Raw genomic sequence first — 19126 nt, 5'->3', positions numbered from 1 at the left:
CGCCTAAATTGGCGATTTTTTTATGGTATAATAGAAGAACGACTACTAGAAAAACGAGAAAAATATGCAATTCACAGATTTTAATTTTAAACCATTTATTAACGACACTTTAGAAAGCATTCACTTTAAAACGGCGACACCCGTCCAAGAAAAGCTGATTCCGATTGCCCTTGACGGGCGTGATATTGTTGGTGAATCTAAAACAGGTTCTGGTAAAACACATACCTTTTTACTGCCGATTTTCCAAAAATTAGATACAACGATTAACGGTGTACAAGCAGTGATTACAGCCCCCTCACGTGAGCTTGCAACGCAGATTTACAATGCGGCACAAGCCTTTACAAAGTTTGATGAAAACATCCGTATCTCAAACTTTGTGGGTGGCACAGATAAAAAACGTCAGATTGAAAAATTATCTGGCAACCAGCCTCATATCGTCATTGGGACGCCAGGTCGTATTTTAGACTTGATTAATGCGCAAGCCTTGAAAACTTATACGGCGAACATTTTCGTTATTGATGAAGCAGACATGACTTTGGACATGGGATTTTTAAACGAAGTGGACCAAATCGCAGGTACTTTTGACAAAAAGGTGCAGATGCTGGTGTTCTCAGCAACCATTCCGCAAAAGCTCCAACCTTTCCTCAAGAAATATCTCAACAATCCTGTTATGGAAAAAATCGCAACTAAAACGGTCATTAGCGATACGATTGACAACTGGTTGATTTCGACCAAGGGACGTGGTAATAATAGCGCGATTCTTGAAGTATTACAAACGCTTAATCCATATTTGGCGATGATTTTTGCCAATACCAAGGATAGAGCCGATGAAATTCATAGCTTTTTAGCTAATAATGGCTTTAAAGTTGCGAAGATTCATGGCGGCGTGCCACCGCGTGAGCGGAAGCGAATCATGAAAGCTGTGCAAAATCTGGACTACCAATACGTGGTGGCGACAGATTTGGCGGCGCGTGGGATTGATATTGAGGGTGTCAGTCATATTATCAATGATGGCATTCCGCGTGATTTGGAATTTTTCGTCCATCGTGTGGGGCGGACTGGCAGAAATGGGATGACTGGGACAGCGATTACGCTTTACCAACCGTCTGATGATGCTGCGATTCATGAGCTTGAAAAAACAGGTATCAAATTCACACCAAAAGTGATCAAAAATGGTGAAATCGTGGAGTCTTATGACCGTGATCGTCGTGAAAAACGTGAGAAAACGAAAGAAGCGCTAGATATTACCATGATCGGGCTTGTCAAGAAGAAAAAGAAACACATCAAGCCAGCCTACAAGAAAAAAATCGGCTGGGAAATTGACAAGCAGAAGAAAGCTAAGAAACGGATTGAGGGTCGTGCGCAAGGTCGCGCGGAACGGAAATCTAAACGTCAATCTTTTTAAGCAAGGACTAAAGATGTCTGACCTATTAAAATGGGTCAGGCTTTTTTTGTTGAAAATTATACCAATTTAGCAGGACAGTTTAGCATATCATTTTGTCGTTCTTGGAAAAGAGGTTATACTATAAATATAAGATAATAACATGTAAATGTGACATAAAAATTTAATTTAACGAATTGTTTTGTATATTACCGAAAATAGTGTATAATAAACTTATGGGTTATTTTTAATTAAATGATAAAAATAAGTCATTTTTATATCATAAAAAAAGAAGATTAAATTATAAAAAACACTTGACAAGAGAGGAGGACAGGCATATGATGAGCAGAGCAGAGCAGAGCAGAGCAGAGCAGAGCAGAGCAGAGCAGAGCAGAGCAGAGCAGAGCAGAGCAGAGCAGAGCAGAGCAGAGCAGAGCAGAGCAGAGCAGAGCAGAGCAGAGCAGAGCAGAGCAGAGCAGAGCAGAGCAGAGCAGAGCAGAGCAGAGCAGAGCAGAGCAGAGCAGAGCAGAGCAGAGCAGAGCAGAGCAGAGCAGAGCAGAGCAGAGCAGAGCAGAGCAGAGCAGAGCAGAGCAGAGCAGAGCAGAGCAGAGCAGAGCAGAGCAGAGCAGAGCAGAGCAGAGCAGAGCAGAGCAGAGCAGAGCAGAGCAGAGCAGGCTAGTTTTGTTGCGCTTTTTAATAGATTAAATGAACTGAACTTGATATCGAGGGTCGGGCTTTTTGGCTTACCTTGAGATAAGGTTCAGTTCTTTGTGTTTTGCGAACGTTTTCAAAAAGCGTCTATCCATTAGAATATGAGGAGTATCTTATGAGACTTAACGCCTATAACAGTCTACGCCCGCCGTAGACTTACCGCTCTTATCACCCCCCCATAATGATATTACATATTAACTAACTGAGTTTCGGCTCCTTGGGGTTAGGAAAATAGATGATTTGTCCGCACGACTTTCAGTCGCTTACGGCAAATCCCTAATTTTCTACACCCCAAAGCAGTCGCCTCAACATCTTAAAGGAGGAAACAATTATGACACACGCACAAGAAAAACACAACAAACGTAAAGTCGTCTTGATTATCGCTACGATTTTGGTCGCGATAGGTATCATCACAGGCGGTATCTCGGCATTCTTCAGTGATTTCGTGACAGGGAACAGCACGATTACAGCTGGGACACTTGACTTGGTTCAGGGAACTGACACTATCACGCAAAACGGGACTGACATCACAAACATCGGTAATAACAATAAAATCGTTGAGAACTTCAACCCTGGCGATGTCGTAACGGTTAGCGTTCCTGTTACCAATAGCGGGAGTAAATCTGCCTATCTTCGTGGCAAATTTGAGCTGACAGGGACAGCCTTTACCAATGCTAGCGCAGCCGCAGATTTTACTAAAGATTTCAGCGTTTTTAAAGGTACTTTAACGCAAGCAGAAGCAGAAACACAAAATGGCACAACGACTGACCTAGCACAGGATGCCACAAATGTGACTTGGGATGGCACGGCTAAAAGCCTGACATGGGTTGATCCAACGTCAGAGATTATCAATGGTAACAGCGCCAAGGCTGATTTTGAAACAGAAACGGGTGGGGCAGACAAGCGCACCTTGACTTACACCATTTACTTCAAAAAGAGCGGAAAAAATGAGTGGCAAGACAAGACCGTTGCCCTTAGCTACGCAGCGCAAGCAATCCAATATCGCAACAACACGACTGCGGACTGGACAGACTTGACAACAACTGAGGTAACCAATCCTTAAACTTTTATAAAGGGCAAGTCGCCCTTTGTTCTGGAAATTTGTGTGGACATCAAGCAGGTTCAAGCCCTGCAATTTCCATATGACTGACATGATATAGAGGAGGGAAACTTATGGCTTATAAACATAGACGTATTTTAACCGCACTTGCCGCAGCACTCATTTTATTTTCTGCGAAACCGGCACTGGCGGAAGATTACCAGATTAACATCAAGGACGATGCGGCGACGCGCACGCAGGAGCTGATTTTTGAGGAACATGGTGTTGGCTCGGGAGATAGCGAAACCTACACCATCCACGTTGACAATCAGACCTCAAGCACACACGCCATCCGTCTGAAAAATATCGACATCCTTGAGGACAGTATCCTACTAGACAAGCTCGCCTTTGCTTTTAATCAAAGTGAGGACAACCTCCTCTTTCGAAAAGCAGATATGACAGCGATTTTAAACAAGGAACTCTATCAGATTGCGCCAAACAAGAGCGGTTCATTTGAGCTGACGATGACTGTCGATGATAACTTGACAAATGCCTATCAGGGCAAGTCTTGTACGCTAGGGTTCAACTTTGACATTATCAATCTGAATCACAAAGACCCTGCGCCGTCAGCCAGCACACCCCAAACCGGTGGCAATCTGCCAACGACCAATACAGCAGGTCAAACCACTGGGCGGTTACCAAACACAGGCGAAGTAATCATGTTTACTAGTGCCGGCGTGCTTGTTCTCCTAGGTTTCTTCCTATTACTAGGTAAACGTCAAAAAGACAAATCTGAGGAGGGTCGTCAATCATGAGATTTTTTAAAAAACAAACCACCCCAAAATCAGAAAATCCTTGGCAAAAAGCCACCCGCATTGTTCTCAATGTCTTGTTGGTCTTAGCGCTAGGGCTTGCGATACTCGCCGCGGTCTATGCCAAATCTTTCAAGCAGGCGGACACTTTCGTCTTTGGCTACAAGCCATTCGTGGTCGCATCCGATAGTATGGCGCCCAAGTACCGCAAGTACAGTCTGGTTTTGGTGAAGAAAGACGCTTTCAAAACGGTCAAGGTGGGCGAATTGATTGCCTTTAAGGCACAAGCCTTGGGCGGGCAACCCGCCTTTCACCGAGTGCGTCAAATCACGGACGCGGGTATCTTGACCAAGGGCGATGCCAATAAACAGGCGGATACACAGTTGATTAACGCGGATAGCTACTTAGGTAGCGAAGTCTGGCATACCAATCTGACGGCTTACCTCGTGCCAGTTTTGAAAACGCCAAAAGGTATTTTCTTTCTCGTAGTCTCACCGCTGGTCTTGGTAATATTGCTCATCATGGCAATTAAGATTTTGGAAGCTAATGTCAGAAAGAAAGACACAGTAAAATCGCAGAAAGGAGGTAGTTATGAAATTCAAACATAAATTAAAAAGCGTATGGACGACCATCAGCCGACCGCAGGTCAAACTCAGTTTAACGGCTGGACTCATTATCTTAGCAGGTGCGCTATTAGCACCTCAGTCTATCACGTCCTATATGAGTGACATCACTAGAAGTCAGACGGACATGACCCTGAATATTCCCAAGGTCATGCAAATTCAGAACTTGAAACTTGACACGCACACAGGTGTCAAGACCGACCCGACCGTGACCGACCCAGCGACGGGCGATGTCATGCATGCGGGAAATGAATTAGTCACTTTCGATCATATGGTGCTGAGTGACATTGTCACGCTGAGCTTTGACCTTACCAATACAGGTAATGAAGCGCTGACTGTCTCTGATGGTGTGATTAAACTCGCTTGGGATAAGGATACATTACCAGAAAAGGGCTATGTCTATCTCTATCCTGCGACGACATCTGACGATACCATTCGCAGCGACATCAACTCAGGTGGCGCCAGCGCCCTGACGAAAAACCTGTCTGAGGATACCGTGTTGCTCAATGACAACACGACCCGAACAGGGCTTGAACTTCCAATTTCTGGGTCAACCCTCACAGCACAGGACGCCAAAAATTATCAGTTTAAGGTCGTCTATGCACGACGCAACAGTACGCAAGAACACGCTGATTTTCTCCAGTTTAATGGTGAAAACCTCAAGCTAGACCTCTACTTTGAGGGTGAAACGCCTCGCTATCGTATTCTGCGGGACGAGGCATCAGCTATCATGACGGCTGAGACTATGCCTATGATGATGGCGACCTCGGGGACTGCCGCAACTGCGAAATTCTGGGGACAACCCGCGACCATGTCGGTCACGAAACAACAAGTCCAAAACATCCAGTTTGTCGACCGAGATGTTAAAACCAATCCCCTAGCGACAGGCGACACTTATAATAGTGAGCAGGTCGTCTATGCTTGGGACGTCTCAGCAGCGCAGGACAAGACAGTGCAAGCGTGGCTTGTCTACACAGCAGACACACCGACCCAACCGATAGTAGATGGTAATGGAGATCCAACGGGTGATACGGAGGTTATCACAGATGGCAGAGCGAGATACAAGCTCTACGTCGGCGGGCAAAATGGCGTGCTGGGCAATGCAGGTGGCACCAATAATGCTTACTTCTCAGATTTCAGAAACGCTAAAACGATAGACGTTGACAAGTTTGAAGTCTGCGAATCAAGAAGTCTCTACCGTTACTTTTTCGGCACGACTGCCCTGACAAGTCTGACAGGACAGGAAAATTGGCATACCCGCAATGCGACCACCATGAGCGAAATGTTCCGAAATTCTACCATCCCGACCCTCAATGCCAGTGGCTGGGACGTGTCGAATGTCGCCAGTATGGCAAGTATGTTTTATGAGGCTTACAAGCTGACGACGCTCAATGCGCCCAACTGGACGCCAGGAGTCTTGACCGCTGGTTGTAATATGTCCTATATGTTCTACGATGCTGATGCGATAACAAGCGCAGGGTTGCAGGATATTAACACATGGGACACGAGTAAGGTCACAAACATGGGCTATATGTTCCAATATGCGGGGACCACCACACCTGGTTTGAGCGCTCCGCTTGACGTGAGTGGCTGGGACGTGTCAAATGTCGCAAACATGGATCATATGTTCCAATACTCTGGCATTAGCTCAGTCAATGCTCGTGGTTGGCATACAGGCAAAGTCACGAATATGAGTTATATGTTTGATGGCGCAACGCGTCTCGTTGACATTGATACGACAGGCTGGCACACAGTTGCGCTTACTAGCACCTATAAGATGTTTGCAGGTACTCAATCCCTCAACACCGTCACTGGTATTAACACATGGGACGTGTCTAATGTGACGAGTATGCAAGAAATGTTCGCACGTGGTGGTCCATATGGTAATCTTAATTCGGGTGTTAAGAGCCTAGATATTAGCACATGGGATGTGTCGAAAGTTACCAACATGACGAGTATGTTTGCCTATGCGGACAAACTGTTAACCCTGACAACGACATCTGACTTCGAACCGGGTGCCTCAACAGGTGGTGCTAATTTGAGCTACATGTTCCACTATACAAGTTCCCTTGATACGATTAATGGCATTACGGATTGGAACACCAGCAAGGTAACCAATATGAGCTACATGTTCCAATTCTCAGGCATTAAAAGCTCTGATGGTTCGTCAATTCTCGACTTGCACACAGACGGCACCTCTTGGGACGTATCGAAAGTCACCAACATGAGCAACATGTTTGACGGCGCAACACGTCTCGTTGACATTGACACCACAGACTGGGACACAGTTGCGCTTACTAGCACCTATAAGATGTTTGCAGGTACTCAATCCCTCAACACCGTCACTGGTATTAACACATGGGACGTGTCTAATGTGACGAGTATGCAAGAAATGTTCGCACGTGGTGGTCCATATGGTAATCTTAATTCGGGTGTTAAGAGCCTAGATATTAGCACATGGAATGTGTCTAAAGTCACGAACATGACAAGTATGTTTGCCTATGCGGACAAACTGTTAACCTTGACAACGACAGCTGACTTCGAACCGGGTGTCTCTACTAGTGGTGCTAATTTGAGCTACATGTTCCACTATACAAGTTCCCTTGATACGATTAATGGTATTACAGATTGGAACACCAGCAAGGTTACCAATATGAGCTACATGTTCCAATTCTCAGGCATTAAAAGCTCTGATGGTTTGGCAATTCTCGACTTGCACACAGACGGTACCTCTTGGGACGTGTCAAAAGTGACCAACATGAGCAACATGTTTGATGGCGCAACGCGTCTCGTTGACATTGACACGACAGACTGGGACACAGTTGCGCTTACTAGCACCTATAAGATGTTCGCAGGTACTCAGTCCCTCAACACCGTCACCGGTATCAGCACATGGGATGTGTCTAATGTGACAAGTATGCAAGAAATGTTCGCACGTGGCGGTTATTACACTAATATTAATTCAGGTGTTAAGACACTGGATATTAGTACATGGGATGTGTCAAAGGTAACAAACATGGTAGAGATGTTTGGTTATGCGAATCAATTGACATACCTATTGACAGATCCTAGCTTTGAACCCGGTGTGTCAAATACTGGCACCAATATGAGTCGAATGTTTGTGGGCACTAGCAACCTTGATAACGTTGAGGGCCTCACCTATTGGAATACAAGCAATGTCACCAATATGTCTCAAATGTTCATGGACTCAGGTATTAAAAGGTCTGGTGGCGGTTGGACGCTCCTTTACTTGCCAACCAATGGCAACGCTTGGAATGTGTCTAATGTCACGAACATGGCAGGTATGTTTAGCGGTGCCAACCGCCTGACTGGACTTGATACGACAGGCTGGGACACTAGTAAGGTCACATCACTGAACAGCATGTTCTACAACGCAACTGCCTTGCAAAACATCGCAGGTATTGCCAACTGGAACACCTCAGCCGTGACGAATATGGGCGCTACTTTCCGAAATGCCAGCAAGCTGACTAGTCTCGATTTGAGTGGTTGGGACACCGCTGCTGTGACGGATATGACCTATCTGTTCAACGGCACGTCTAACTTGCTCACAAGCATTGACATGCGAAACGCAACTTTCGCGCAATCTATCGGAGTCTATGGTAGTATGTTTACCAACAATAACCTCGGCTTGACTATGACAGTCAAAGATGCGGATGCGCAGGCATTGATCAATAGTCTCAATCCTCATCCTAATGCGGTGGTGATTGCGACACCTTAGGTATGACGGTAAAAAATAAGAATAGGCTAGGACTTGTCTTAATGGCAGTCCTAGCTTATTTTTTGATGATTTTAAAGACAATTTGTATACAAAAAATAGGCAGTTTGACCATCTTGTATTGAAAACGTTTTCGGTATAATGAACTTATCAAAAAAAAGAGGTAAACATAATGACAACCCTTAAATTGGAACACGTAGACAAAGTATATCCTAATGCCAAAATCAAGGCAGTAGAAGATTTTAACCTTGATGTGAAAGATAAAGAATTTATCGTTTTTGTTGGACCATCTGGCTGTGGTAAATCAACAACTCTGCGGATGATTGCAGGTCTTGAGGACATCACAAATGGAGAGTTCACGATTGATGGTGTGCGCATGAATGATGTCGCGCCTAAAGACCGTGACATCGCCATGGTTTTCCAAAACTATGCCCTTTATCCGCACATGACGGTCTTTGACAATATGGCATTTGGCTTGAAATTGCGCAAATACAAAAAAGATGAAATCAAAAAACGTGTAGAAGAAGCGGCTGCTATTCTTGGCTTGACCGAACTCTTGGATCGTAAACCAGCTGACATGTCCGGCGGTCAACGCCAACGTGTGGCGATGGGACGTGCCATTGTCCGTGATGCCAAGGTCTTCCTCATGGATGAACCTTTGTCAAACTTGGATGCCAAACTCCGGGTGTCCATGCGTGCTGAAATTGCGAAAATTCACCGTCGGATTGGCGCAACAACAATTTACGTAACCCATGACCAAACAGAAGCGATGACACTAGCGGATCGTATCGTTATCATGAGTGCGTCTAAAAGTGCTGATGGCACAACTGGTCGTATTGAGCAAATTGGTGCGCCGAAAGAACTCTATAACGAACCTGCTAACAAATTCGTCGCCGGCTTTATCGGTAGCCCTGCTATGAACTTCTTTGAAGTCACGGTTGATGGTAGCTGCATGACAAATGGTGCTGGGCTTGATATTGCGATTCCAGAAGGTCAACAAAAAGTCCTTAAAAATGCTGGCTATGACAAGAAAAAAGTCTGGTTTGGTATTCGTCCAGAAGATATCTCCGCAGATGGTCTTGTTCAAGAAGTCTTCCCAAATCAAAATGTTAAAGCTGAAGTTGTTGTTTCTGAATTGCTTGGCGCTGAAACAATGCTCTATTCTAAAATTGGCGACACTGAATTTGTCTCAAAAGTAGATGCACGTGACTTCCGTCAACCTGGTGATGAAGTTGATTTGACATTCAATGTCAATAAAGGACACTTCTTCGACTTTGACACTGAGCAACGTATTGTCGGCTAAAATGACTCTCCTCGAAAAAACGCTAATGGCGTTTTTTTGTTCTATTTTATCTTTCTCTCAAGATGTAAAGGTAAGTTGATCTATATTTGGCACTAGAACACATTTTTTTGATAAAATAGTCTTATGAAAAAATTTGTATTCAGTTTATTTTGTATCCTATCCGTTATTATCTTATCTTCCTGCCACAAAGCTGTTAAATCTGAACAGCATGGCACAGCAACATTAATCGTCAAATACGATGAGGCAACAGTTAAGACTTATCAAGATATACCAATTCAGGCTGATGAAACAGTATTAGAGTTACTGCAATCAAGGACAAGAGTAACCCTAAAATCAGGTATCATCACTGAAATTGATGGCATTACTCAAATTGAGTCATCCAATCTTTATTGGCTCTTTAAAGTCAATGATAAACTAGCTGATAAGGGAGTCGCAGAAACCAAAGTGAAGGCGGGCAGTAAAATTGAATTTTATCTGGGAGAATTTAAATAAAGGACTAACATAATGTGATATAATAAAAGATATTACTATACTCATTTAACGATATAAAGCAGACACTTTATATCGTTAAGCAAGTATATTTTCAGAAAGTAGAGTCTTATGAGTTTTAATTTTATCGATAAATTCCTGCCTTATTTTAATGATGGCTTAATTGTTACCCTGATGATTTCGGCTTTTGTTGTCGTAATCGGTACCGTACTTGGGACACTGATTGCCCTAGCAAAGTTATCAAAGATACGTATTTTACGTTGGTTGGCTAATGTTTACATCGAAGTTTTTCGAGGGACACCGATGTTGGTGCAGATTATGATAGGTTTCCAAGTACTTGGGAAAATGCCACTGCCGGAGTTTCAATTGGGTATTTTAACGGAAGATTTATCACGTTTGGTGCCAGGGATTATCGTGTTGTCAATGAACTCAGGGGCTTATGTTGCTGAAATCGTTCGTAGTGGGATTAATGCGGTACCTAAAGGACAGACAGAGGCTGCTTATTCACTCGGTATTCGGCCTCATCAGACGATGATGAAAGTCATTCTACCACAAGCCGTTCGTAATATCTTACCTGCTTTAGGAAATGAATTTGTGACCATTATCAAAGATAGCTCGCTTTTGGCAACGATTGGTGTTATGGAACTCTTCAATGGTGCGCAAACAACAAGTTCAACAACTTATCAAAGTTTGTCACCTTGGTTATTAGTTGCGGGTTATTATTTTGTGGTAACCTTTATCACAAGTCGACTCATCAATCTACTTGAGAAAAAACTTGGGAAAGGATATGCAAAATGAGCACATATAATTTGATTGAAATTAAAGATCTGCATAAATATTTCGGTAAAAATGAAGTGTTGAAAGGCTTGGATATTCAGATTAAACGCGGTGAAGTTGTGGTCATGATTGGTCCTTCTGGGTCTGGTAAATCGACTTTTCTTCGAACGATGAATTTACTTGAAACGCCGACTAAAGGTGATGTTTACTTTGAAGGCACTAATATTGCGGACAAGTCAGTTGATGTCTTTAAGCATCGCGAAAAAATGGGCATGGTTTTCCAGCAGTTTAACCTTTTTCCAAATATGACCGTGCTTGATAATCTAACTTTGGCACCCATGACGACTGGCAAACTATCAAAAGAAGAGGCAGTTGAAGTTGCCATTGAGTTATTAGCTAAGGTTGGGCTGTCTGAGAAAGCTGATGCTTATCCTCAAAGTTTATCAGGGGGACAACAACAACGGGTAGCGATTGCTCGGGCATTAGCGATGAACCCTGACGTCATGCTTTTCGATGAGCCTACATCTGCTCTCGATCCTGAAATGGTCGGGGATGTCTTAAATGTCATGCAAGATTTGGCAAAAGACGGGATGACGATGGTTATCGTGACGCATGAGATGGGATTTGCTAAAGAAGTTGCGGATCGTGTGATCTTCATGGCGGATGGTAAAATTGTTGAGAGCGGTACGCCAAACGAGTTGTTTGATCATCCTAAGGAGCCGCGAACTCAGGAATTTTTGGCACAGGTTTTATAAGATTGATAGAACATCGCAATCACTCAAAAGCGCTATTTTTAGCGCTTTTATGATATAATAGATGTTCAGGGAATCCAAAGGAGATGACTTCCCTGAAACGAAACGTGAGGTTAGTACGATGGAATATAAACAAATTAATGATAAAACGATAAAAATTTCCTTGACTTTTGAAGATTTAAAGGCACACGATATTAAAATGAGTGATTTTTTAGTCAATCAAGGCATGGTTGAAAAGTTATTCTATGAGTTGGTTAGCGAATTAGAAATTGAAGATAAATTTGCTAATACGGGCATGATGACGTTTCAAGTTCGCCCGCATCCACAAGGTGTGGATTTGCTAGTGACAGAAGAAGTCAACATAGATAACATGAAATTTCCTGAGGGATCAGAAGGCTTACAAGAAATGATGGACGAGGCCATGGAGCAGATGGGGGATATGGCAAATCTCATGGATAGCTTATCGTCAAGTAAACCAAATTTTGATGTGATGGATGATCACGCTGACTTCGTCTACTTCATCCTTAAATTCAACAAAATATCAGATGCGGTGAAACTGAGCCAAGCTGTGATTGATGATGTGGAGGAGTCCGAACTTTTCCAATTTCAAGATAATTTCTACCTGACGATTCTTGACAACCAAAAACGTAAAGGCTTTAAAGAAGTGAGCCTGTTACGTGCTAGAATGTTAGAGTATGGTGAGCCGTCTGATTTTTCACGTGAGGCTTTGCTAGAACATGCTAAGACGATTTTCCGTGAGGAAGCACTTGAAAGTCTGCAACAAATTTAATTGATAAGAAACAACGAAGTAAAGACGACTTTGTTGTTTTTTTCAATATATGGAAAAGCGATTAAATGGAGGCATCGCGAGACAGATTGACTGTTATAAAAATAAAAGAATATGGTATAATACTAGTATATGCATAACTTATCTGAATTTCCTTTTACGGTTAAATATATTATTATTTTATTAGTAACGGCTATCATTGCCTTGATTCTGACGCCTATTATGGTGGTGGTATCTCGAAAAATTGGTGCAGTTGATCATCCAAACGCCCGTCGTATTAATGTCAAGCCAATGCCATCTGCTGGAGGTGTTGCTATTTTTGTTGCTTTTTCAGCAATCGTGTTGCTTGTCTTGCCACGTTTTGTGTCATTACCAAATTATCCAGGCATTACAGATTCTTATCTCAGCTATGTCTGGCCTTTTGTTTTAGGTGGTGGTATTGTGGCTGCGACAGGACTGATCGATGATATTGTAGAACTTGGTGCAAAAAGTAAATTATTAGGTCAAATTGCGGGTGCTTGTATTATCTGGTTTTTCACGACGAGTCATTTTGATAATTTCAAGATACCTTTTGGCGGACCACTCCTAGTCTTTCCAGATTGGTTGTCTTTTTTAGCCACTATTTTCTGGATTTTAGCGATTACCAACGCTGTTAATTTGATTGATGGGCTAGATGGTTTAGCAAGTGGTGTATCAATTATTAGTCTGACAACTATGGGATTGGTGGCGTATTTCTTCTTGGGGACGACGAATGTCTATCTTCCGATTACAATTTTCGTTTTGGTTTTTGCTATCGTTGGTTTTTTTCCCTATAATTTTCCACCTGCCATTATTTATCTTGGAGACACGGGTGCCTTATTCTTGGGATTCATGATTTCAGTCTTGTCCTTGCAAGGTTTGAAAAATGCGACAGCTGTGGCTGTCGTCACACCAATGCTGATTCTAGGGGTACCATTGACCGATACGGTCGTAGCGATGATTCGCCGTAAACTCAATGGTGGTAGTATGGTTGAGGCCGATCGGATGCACTTGCATCATCGTCTATTGAGTTTGGGTCTAACCCAGCATGCGGCTGTTTTAGTCATCTATGGGATTGCAGGGATATTTTCATTTATCGCATTGATTCTTAATGTGTCATCACGTTGGGGCGGTACCTTTTTGCTTGTCTTTAGTCTGATCGGGTTAGAAGTGCTGATTGAGCTGATTGGTGTGTTGGGCGAGAATCGGACACCTCTTTTAAATGTCGTTAAATTTATTGGCAATAGTGAGTATCGCCAAGAGGTTAAAAAACGGCGGAAAATGTAAAAGTTTATAGACAGAATAATGTTATTTTGTCTTTTATTTTGATAAAATAGTGGTTAGAACAATAATTGGAGGAACCTATGTCTACATTAGAAATTAAAGATTTATATGTCCGTGTTGAGGAAAAAGAAATCCTTAAAGGTGTGAACCTGACAATCAATACAAACGAGATTCATGCCATCATGGGACCAAATGGTACCGGAAAATCAACACTTTCTGCTGCGATTATGGGTAACCCTAATTTTGAAGTCACCCAAGGCGAAATTTTGCTTGACGGTATTAATGTGTTAGAACTTGAAGTAGACGAACGCGCGCGTTTAGGTCTTTTCTTGGCCATGCAATATCCAAGTGAAATTGCTGGGATCACAAATGCTGAATTTATGCGTGCTGCAATGAATGCTGGCCGTGAAGAAGATGACAAAATTGGCGTCATGGACTTCTTGAAAAAATTGGACAGCAAAATGGACTTGCTTAATATGGACGAAGCCATGGCTGAGCGTTACCTCAATGAAGGCTTTTCAGGTGGTGAGAAAAAACGTAACGAAATTCTACAATTGCTCATGCTTGAACCTAAATTTGCTATCCTAGATGAAATCGACTCAGGTCTTGATATTGATGCCCTAAAAGTCGTTTCTAAAGGTGTGAATGCTATCCGTGGTGAAAACTTCGGTGCCTTGATCATCACTCACTACCAACGTCTCTTGAACTACATCACACCAGATGTGGTGCACGTGATGATGGAAGGCCGCGTTGTCATGACAGGTGGCCCTGAATTAGCAGCACGCTTGGAAACTGAAGGTTACCATGGCATCGCTAAAGACCTTGGTATCGAGTACAAAGAAGAAGCTTAAGAAGGAGCATAATATGGCGAAAGAAAATATTATTGCTTTTTCACAGGCACATGCGGAACCAGAATGGTTGCAAGTGCGCCGTCAAACGGCATTTGATAAAATCAGTGAATTGAAACTCCCTTTAATTCAGCGTGTCAAGCTTGACCGTTGGAACTTTGGTAACAATGATATCACTGAATCTCTTGACAGTTCAAATGTGCCAGATTTTACAAACTTAGGTGAAAATCCTAAATTGATTCAAGTCGGCACGACAACTGTTTTCCAACAGTTATCACCAGATTTGGCTAATAAAGGTGTGATTTTCACAGACTTTTATTCAGCTTTGGAAGAAATTCCAGAAATCGTCGAACAGTATTTTGGAACAGCTTTGCCTTTTGATGAAGACAAATTAACAGCTTACCATACCGCTTACTTTAACTCAGCGGCAGTTTTATATGTGCCAGATAACGTTGAAGTGAATGTACCAGTCGAAGGACTCTTTTATCAAGATTCTGACGAAGCGGTACCTTTCAATAAGCACGTTTTGATTATCGTTGGGAAACATGCCAAGTTGTCATACTTGGAACGTTTTGAGAGCCTTGGCAAAGATAATGTTAAAAACACAGCCAACATTGCGGTTGAAGTAATCGCACTTGAAGGCGCACAAGTTAAGTTTTCAGCGATTGACCGTTTAGGTAGCAATTTGACAACTTTCATCAGTCGTCGTGGTCGCTTAAATAAAAATGCACAAATCGACTGGAACCTTGGTGTGATGAACGAAGGTAATGTCGTTGCTGATTTTGACAGCGACTTGGTCGGTGAAGGCAGTCACGCAGAACTTAAAGCGGTGGCGATTTCTTCAGGTAAACAAATTCAAGGTATTGATACACGTGTTACCAACTATGCGCCACATTCGATTGGGCATATTTTGCAACACGGTGTCATCTTAGAAGCCGGAACCTTGACGTTCAACGGCATTGGTCACATCATCCGTGGTGCTAAAGGTGCAGATGCGCAACAAGAATCACGTGTCTTGATGTTGTCTGATAAGGCACGTTCGGATGCTAATCCAATTCTTTTGATCGATGAAAATGATGTGACTGCGGGTCACGCGGCGTCAATCGGTCAAGTTGACCCAGAAGATATGTACTACCTTATGAGTCGCGGTCTGGATCAAGATACTGCTGAACGTTTGGTCGTTCGTGGCTTTTTGGGCGCTGTTATCGGTGAAATTCCGGTTAAGGCAGTTCGTCAAGAAATGATTGATGTGATCGAAAGTAAACTAGATAAACGTTAAGTTTTTTTGCATAAGTGAGTATCAACAGTTTAATGTAGGAGTGAGACTAGATGACCATAGAAATCGAAAAAATCCGGAGTGATTTTCAAATTCTGGATCAAATCGTCAACGATGAGCCTTTGGTTTATCTGGATAGTGCGGCAACAACACAGAAACCTCAGCAAGTCTTAGATGTCATTCGTGCTTATTATGAGCATGACAATGCCAATGTTCACCGTGGTGTGCATACTTTGGCAGAGCGTGCAACAGCTGATTATGAAGCGAGTCGCGATAAAGTACGTGCTTTCATCAACGCTAGTTCTCGTAAAGAAGTACTGTTCACGCGTGGGACAACGACTGCCTTAAACTGTGTGGCAAAATTTGCGGAGCAGATTTTACAGCCTGAAGATGAAATTGTTATCTCAATCATGGAGCACCATTCTAATATGATTCCTTGGCAACAAGCGGCAGCTAAAACAGGTGCAATCCTGAAATTCGTTTACCTTAAAGATGGTGAACTGGATATGGCTGACTTGCGGGCTAAGGTCACAAATCGGACGAAATTTGTCAGTATTACCCATGTCTCAAATGTCTTAGGTGTGATTAATCCTGTCAAAGAGATTGCCCAAATTGCCCATGAACATGGTGCAATAATGGTTGTAGATGGTGCCCAATCGACACCACATATGTCCGTAGACGTGCAAGACTTAGATTGTGATTTCTTTGCATTTTCTGGTCATAAAATGGCCGGACCTACGGGTATCGGTGTTTTATATGGTAAAGAAGCCTTGCTTAATCAGATGAATCCGATTGAGTTTGGTGGTGAAATGATTGACTTTGTCTACGAACAGAGCGCAACCTGGAAAGAATTACCCTGGAAATTTGAAGCGGGAACGCCAAATATCGCAGGCTCTATCGGACTTGGTGCCGCAGTTGACTATCTGACTGAGATAGGCATTGACAATATCCATCAACATGAGCAAGATTTGCTGAACTATGTCATGCCAAAATTGCGTGAGATAGAAGGCTTAACCATTTACGGTCCAGAAGATAATCACCGCCGTGGCGGTGTGATTGCCTTTAATTTGGACGGTCTTCATCCTCATGATGTGGCTACTGCGCTTGACATGGAAGGTGTTGCTGTCCGTGCAGGACATCACTGTGCACAGCCGTTGATTGATTATCTAGACTTGCCTGCAACAGCTCGCGCTAGTTTTTATATCTATAACACTTTTGCTGACTGTGATAAGTTAGTCGAAGCGATCAAGTTAACCAAGGCGTTCTTTGGCGTTTAATATCGTATACTTAAACAGTTGTGCCAAACGACTTCGCTAACTTATGACCAAAGGAGTAACCATGGCCCTTTCTAAATTAGATAACCTCTACCGTCAGGTGATTCTTGATCATTCAAGTCACCCACATCACCACGGTCAATTACAGGACGGTGAAACGGTAGATTTGAATAACCCAACCTGTGGCGACGTGATTAAACTTTCGTTGAAACTGGATGGTGGTACCATCACTGATATCGCCTTTGATGGTTCAGGTTGTAGTATTTCAACAGCTTCAGCCTCAATGATGACGGATACAGTGATTGGCAAAAAATCAGAAGAAGCTCTCGAGTTAGCAGATATTTTCTCTGAAATGGTTCAAGGTAAAACAGATGATCGTCAAGAAAAATTGGGCGATGGCGCCTTGTTATCTGGTGTTGCCAAGTTTCCACAACGTATTAAATGTGCAACTTTAGCTTGGAATGCTTTGAAAAAAGCCTTGGAAAATAGTAATGGCAGCTCTGAGGTTGCCAATTTATCAGGACACTGTGAAATTTAAATGACTCAAAATAAAGAAGCTTTAACGTTTGATATTAAACGTAAAATTCCCAATACCTTGGCACGCAGTGGCACGATTTCAACGCCACATGGAGACATCCAAACGCCAGCTTATATTGGTGCTGCAACAGCCGCAACTATGAAAACTTTGACAAATGCTGAGATTGATGCCCTTGGGGCCCAGTCAATTTTGGCAAACACCTATCACTTAATGTTACGACCAGGTGCTGATTTGCTAGAAAAGGCGGGTGGTATTCACAAATTTATGAACTACCACAAACCTATGTATACCGATTCAGGTGGTTTTCAAGTTTATTCACTCGGCATGGCCTTTAAAAAAGGTTTGGATGCGACTAGTCATACGACTAGGGGATCATCTGAGAATGCCGTCATGAGTGCTGACCAGTTAACCAAGGTTGAGAAGGAAGGCGTCTGGTTCAAGAGTCATCTCAATGGTGATAAGATTTACATGACACCGGAATATTCGATGGAGTTACAACATCAGATTGCAGCGGATATCCATATGGCTTTTGATGAATTAACCTCTCCTTTGGCAGGTCGTGAGCAGATTAAATCAGCACTCGACACAACGCATGCCTGGGCAGAACGTTCATTGCGTCGTCATGCAGAGCTGAATACCCTTCATGCAGAAAAAGGTGAACTGCAACAAGCTCTCTTTGGTGTCGTACAAGGTGCACGTGAAGAAGATTATCGCCGCGAAAGTGCTAGTTTCCTAGGAAATCTCACTCTTGAAAATGGTGAGCAGTTTGACGGTTTCGGGATTGGTGGGACTTTTCAGCCAGAGGAATTGCCAGATGTGTTAACTTGGATTAATGAAACCCTTCCAGAAGAGAAACCAAGACATTTATTGGGGATGGGCGCACAGCCTGCTGATTTATTCCTCGGTGTTGAATCTGGGTGTGACACGTTCGACTGTGTTGCACCAACTCGTCAAGCCAGAAATGGGGCCATCTTTACGTATGATGGTCGCATCAATATTAAAAACAAAAAATTTGAAGATGATTTCACACCACTTGATCGAGATTGTGATTGCTATACTTGTGAGAACCATACCAAAGCTTATCTTCGTCATTTGTTCAAGGCAAATGAAGTGACAGGCATGGTTCTGGCAAGTATTCACAATGAACGCTTTGTGGTGAGGACAGTAGAAGAGATTCGTCAGAAATTAAACGACTCTGAACCTGCCTTCTGGGCTTATAAACGTGACTTTTTAGTTCGTTATTATGGTGAGGAACGCGCTCGGGATTTCCTTTATACCAGTCCAACAGAATGGCAATAAATAGACGTTTACCTCTATACTCATTTAACTATCTATAGCATACACTTTCTGATGGCAACTAATGTTGCCTCTATTGGTTAATTGAAAGGATTGCTTTCAACTATGTTTGCGCTTCAGCGCATTATGTACCGTGCTATATACAGTAGATTTGATTTTTGAAAAAAATCTTAGTCGCTGGA

Annotated in this window: 17 protein-coding genes; all 17 read left to right on the top strand. The window is 42.9% G+C overall.

The window, feature by feature from the left end:
• Positions 1 to 64 precede the first annotated feature (64 nt).
• The 17 genes from RR45_RS06585 (at position 65) to tgt (ending at position 18947) form a co-directional block, all read left to right on the top strand.
• A complete protein-coding gene (locus RR45_RS06585; RefSeq protein ID WP_031366034.1) occupies positions 65 to 1405 on the top strand; it encodes a DEAD/DEAH box helicase in 1341 nt (446 codons plus the stop codon).
• Positions 1406 to 1719: 314 nt separating this feature from the next.
• The gene (locus RR45_RS11215) at positions 1720 to 2133 is read left to right on the top strand and encodes a hypothetical protein (RefSeq protein WP_179295331.1); all 414 of its coding nucleotides are present in this window, start codon (positions 1720 to 1722) and stop codon (positions 2131 to 2133) included.
• Between the two features lie 290 nt (positions 2134 to 2423).
• Complete coding sequence (locus RR45_RS06575; protein ID WP_031366033.1) at positions 2424 to 3155, top strand: TasA family protein; 732 nt, start codon at positions 2424 to 2426, stop codon at positions 3153 to 3155.
• Between the two features lie 110 nt (positions 3156 to 3265).
• On the top strand, positions 3266 to 3946 hold the full coding sequence (locus tag RR45_RS06570; RefSeq protein ID WP_031366032.1) for an LPXTG cell wall anchor domain-containing protein: 681 nt from the start codon (positions 3266 to 3268) through the stop codon (positions 3944 to 3946).
• Entirely contained in the window at positions 3943 to 4551 is a 609-nt protein-coding gene (locus tag RR45_RS06565; RefSeq protein WP_031366031.1) for a signal peptidase I, read from the top strand. The genes RR45_RS06570 and RR45_RS06565 overlap by 4 nt, the downstream gene beginning before the upstream one ends.
• Positions 4535 to 8305: a BspA family leucine-rich repeat surface protein gene (locus RR45_RS06560; protein ID WP_031366030.1), complete on the top strand. Its 3771-nt coding sequence runs from the start codon at positions 4535 to 4537 to the stop codon at positions 8303 to 8305. Before RR45_RS06565 ends, RR45_RS06560 begins: the two co-directional genes overlap by 17 nt.
• Positions 8306 to 8474: 169 nt before the next feature.
• On the top strand, positions 8475 to 9605 hold the full coding sequence (locus RR45_RS06555) for an ABC transporter ATP-binding protein (protein WP_031366029.1): 1131 nt from the start codon (positions 8475 to 8477) through the stop codon (positions 9603 to 9605).
• Between the two features lie 123 nt (positions 9606 to 9728).
• Positions 9729 to 10097 (top strand): DUF4430 domain-containing protein, encoded by a 369-nt coding sequence (locus RR45_RS06550; protein ID WP_031366028.1) that lies wholly within the window; start codon positions 9729 to 9731, stop codon positions 10095 to 10097.
• 108 nt (positions 10098 to 10205) lie between these two features.
• Complete coding sequence (locus RR45_RS06545; RefSeq protein ID WP_031366027.1) at positions 10206 to 10892, top strand: amino acid ABC transporter permease; 687 nt, start codon at positions 10206 to 10208, stop codon at positions 10890 to 10892.
• Positions 10889 to 11626, top strand: a complete 738-nt coding sequence (locus RR45_RS06540; RefSeq protein ID WP_031366026.1) for an amino acid ABC transporter ATP-binding protein — start codon at positions 10889 to 10891, stop codon at positions 11624 to 11626. The genes RR45_RS06545 and RR45_RS06540 overlap by 4 nt, the downstream gene beginning before the upstream one ends.
• Before the next feature lie 61 nt (positions 11627 to 11687).
• Entirely contained in the window at positions 11688 to 12413 is a 726-nt protein-coding gene (locus tag RR45_RS06535) for an adaptor protein MecA (protein ID WP_084463459.1), read from the top strand.
• Positions 12414 to 12542: 129 nt separating this feature from the next.
• A complete protein-coding gene (locus RR45_RS06530; protein WP_031366024.1) occupies positions 12543 to 13715 on the top strand; it encodes an MraY family glycosyltransferase in 1173 nt (390 codons plus the stop codon).
• A gap of 77 nt (positions 13716 to 13792) precedes the next feature.
• Positions 13793 to 14563 (top strand): Fe-S cluster assembly ATPase SufC, encoded by a 771-nt coding sequence (gene sufC, locus RR45_RS06525; protein WP_003138658.1) that lies wholly within the window; start codon positions 13793 to 13795, stop codon positions 14561 to 14563.
• A gap of 13 nt (positions 14564 to 14576) precedes the next feature.
• A complete protein-coding gene (sufD, locus tag RR45_RS06520; protein ID WP_031366023.1) occupies positions 14577 to 15839 on the top strand; it encodes a Fe-S cluster assembly protein SufD in 1263 nt (420 codons plus the stop codon).
• A gap of 50 nt (positions 15840 to 15889) precedes the next feature.
• A complete protein-coding gene (locus RR45_RS06515; protein WP_031366022.1) occupies positions 15890 to 17113 on the top strand; it encodes a cysteine desulfurase in 1224 nt (407 codons plus the stop codon).
• Positions 17114 to 17174: 61 nt separating this feature from the next.
• On the top strand, positions 17175 to 17648 hold the full coding sequence (gene sufU / locus RR45_RS06510) for a Fe-S cluster assembly sulfur transfer protein SufU (protein ID WP_031366021.1): 474 nt from the start codon (positions 17175 to 17177) through the stop codon (positions 17646 to 17648).
• Positions 17649 to 18947, top strand: a complete 1299-nt coding sequence (tgt, locus tag RR45_RS06505; protein ID WP_072353596.1) for a tRNA guanosine(34) transglycosylase Tgt — start codon at positions 17649 to 17651, stop codon at positions 18945 to 18947.
• The last annotated feature ends 179 nt before the right edge of the window (positions 18948 to 19126 follow it).

It is taken from the genome of Pseudolactococcus chungangensis CAU 28 = DSM 22330, assembly GCF_002441885.1.
GTDB classification, from domain to species: domain Bacteria; phylum Bacillota; class Bacilli; order Lactobacillales; family Streptococcaceae; genus Pseudolactococcus; species Pseudolactococcus chungangensis.
The sequence above is the reverse complement of the archived record's forward strand: the minus strand, read 5'-3'. Positions and strand labels throughout refer to the sequence as shown.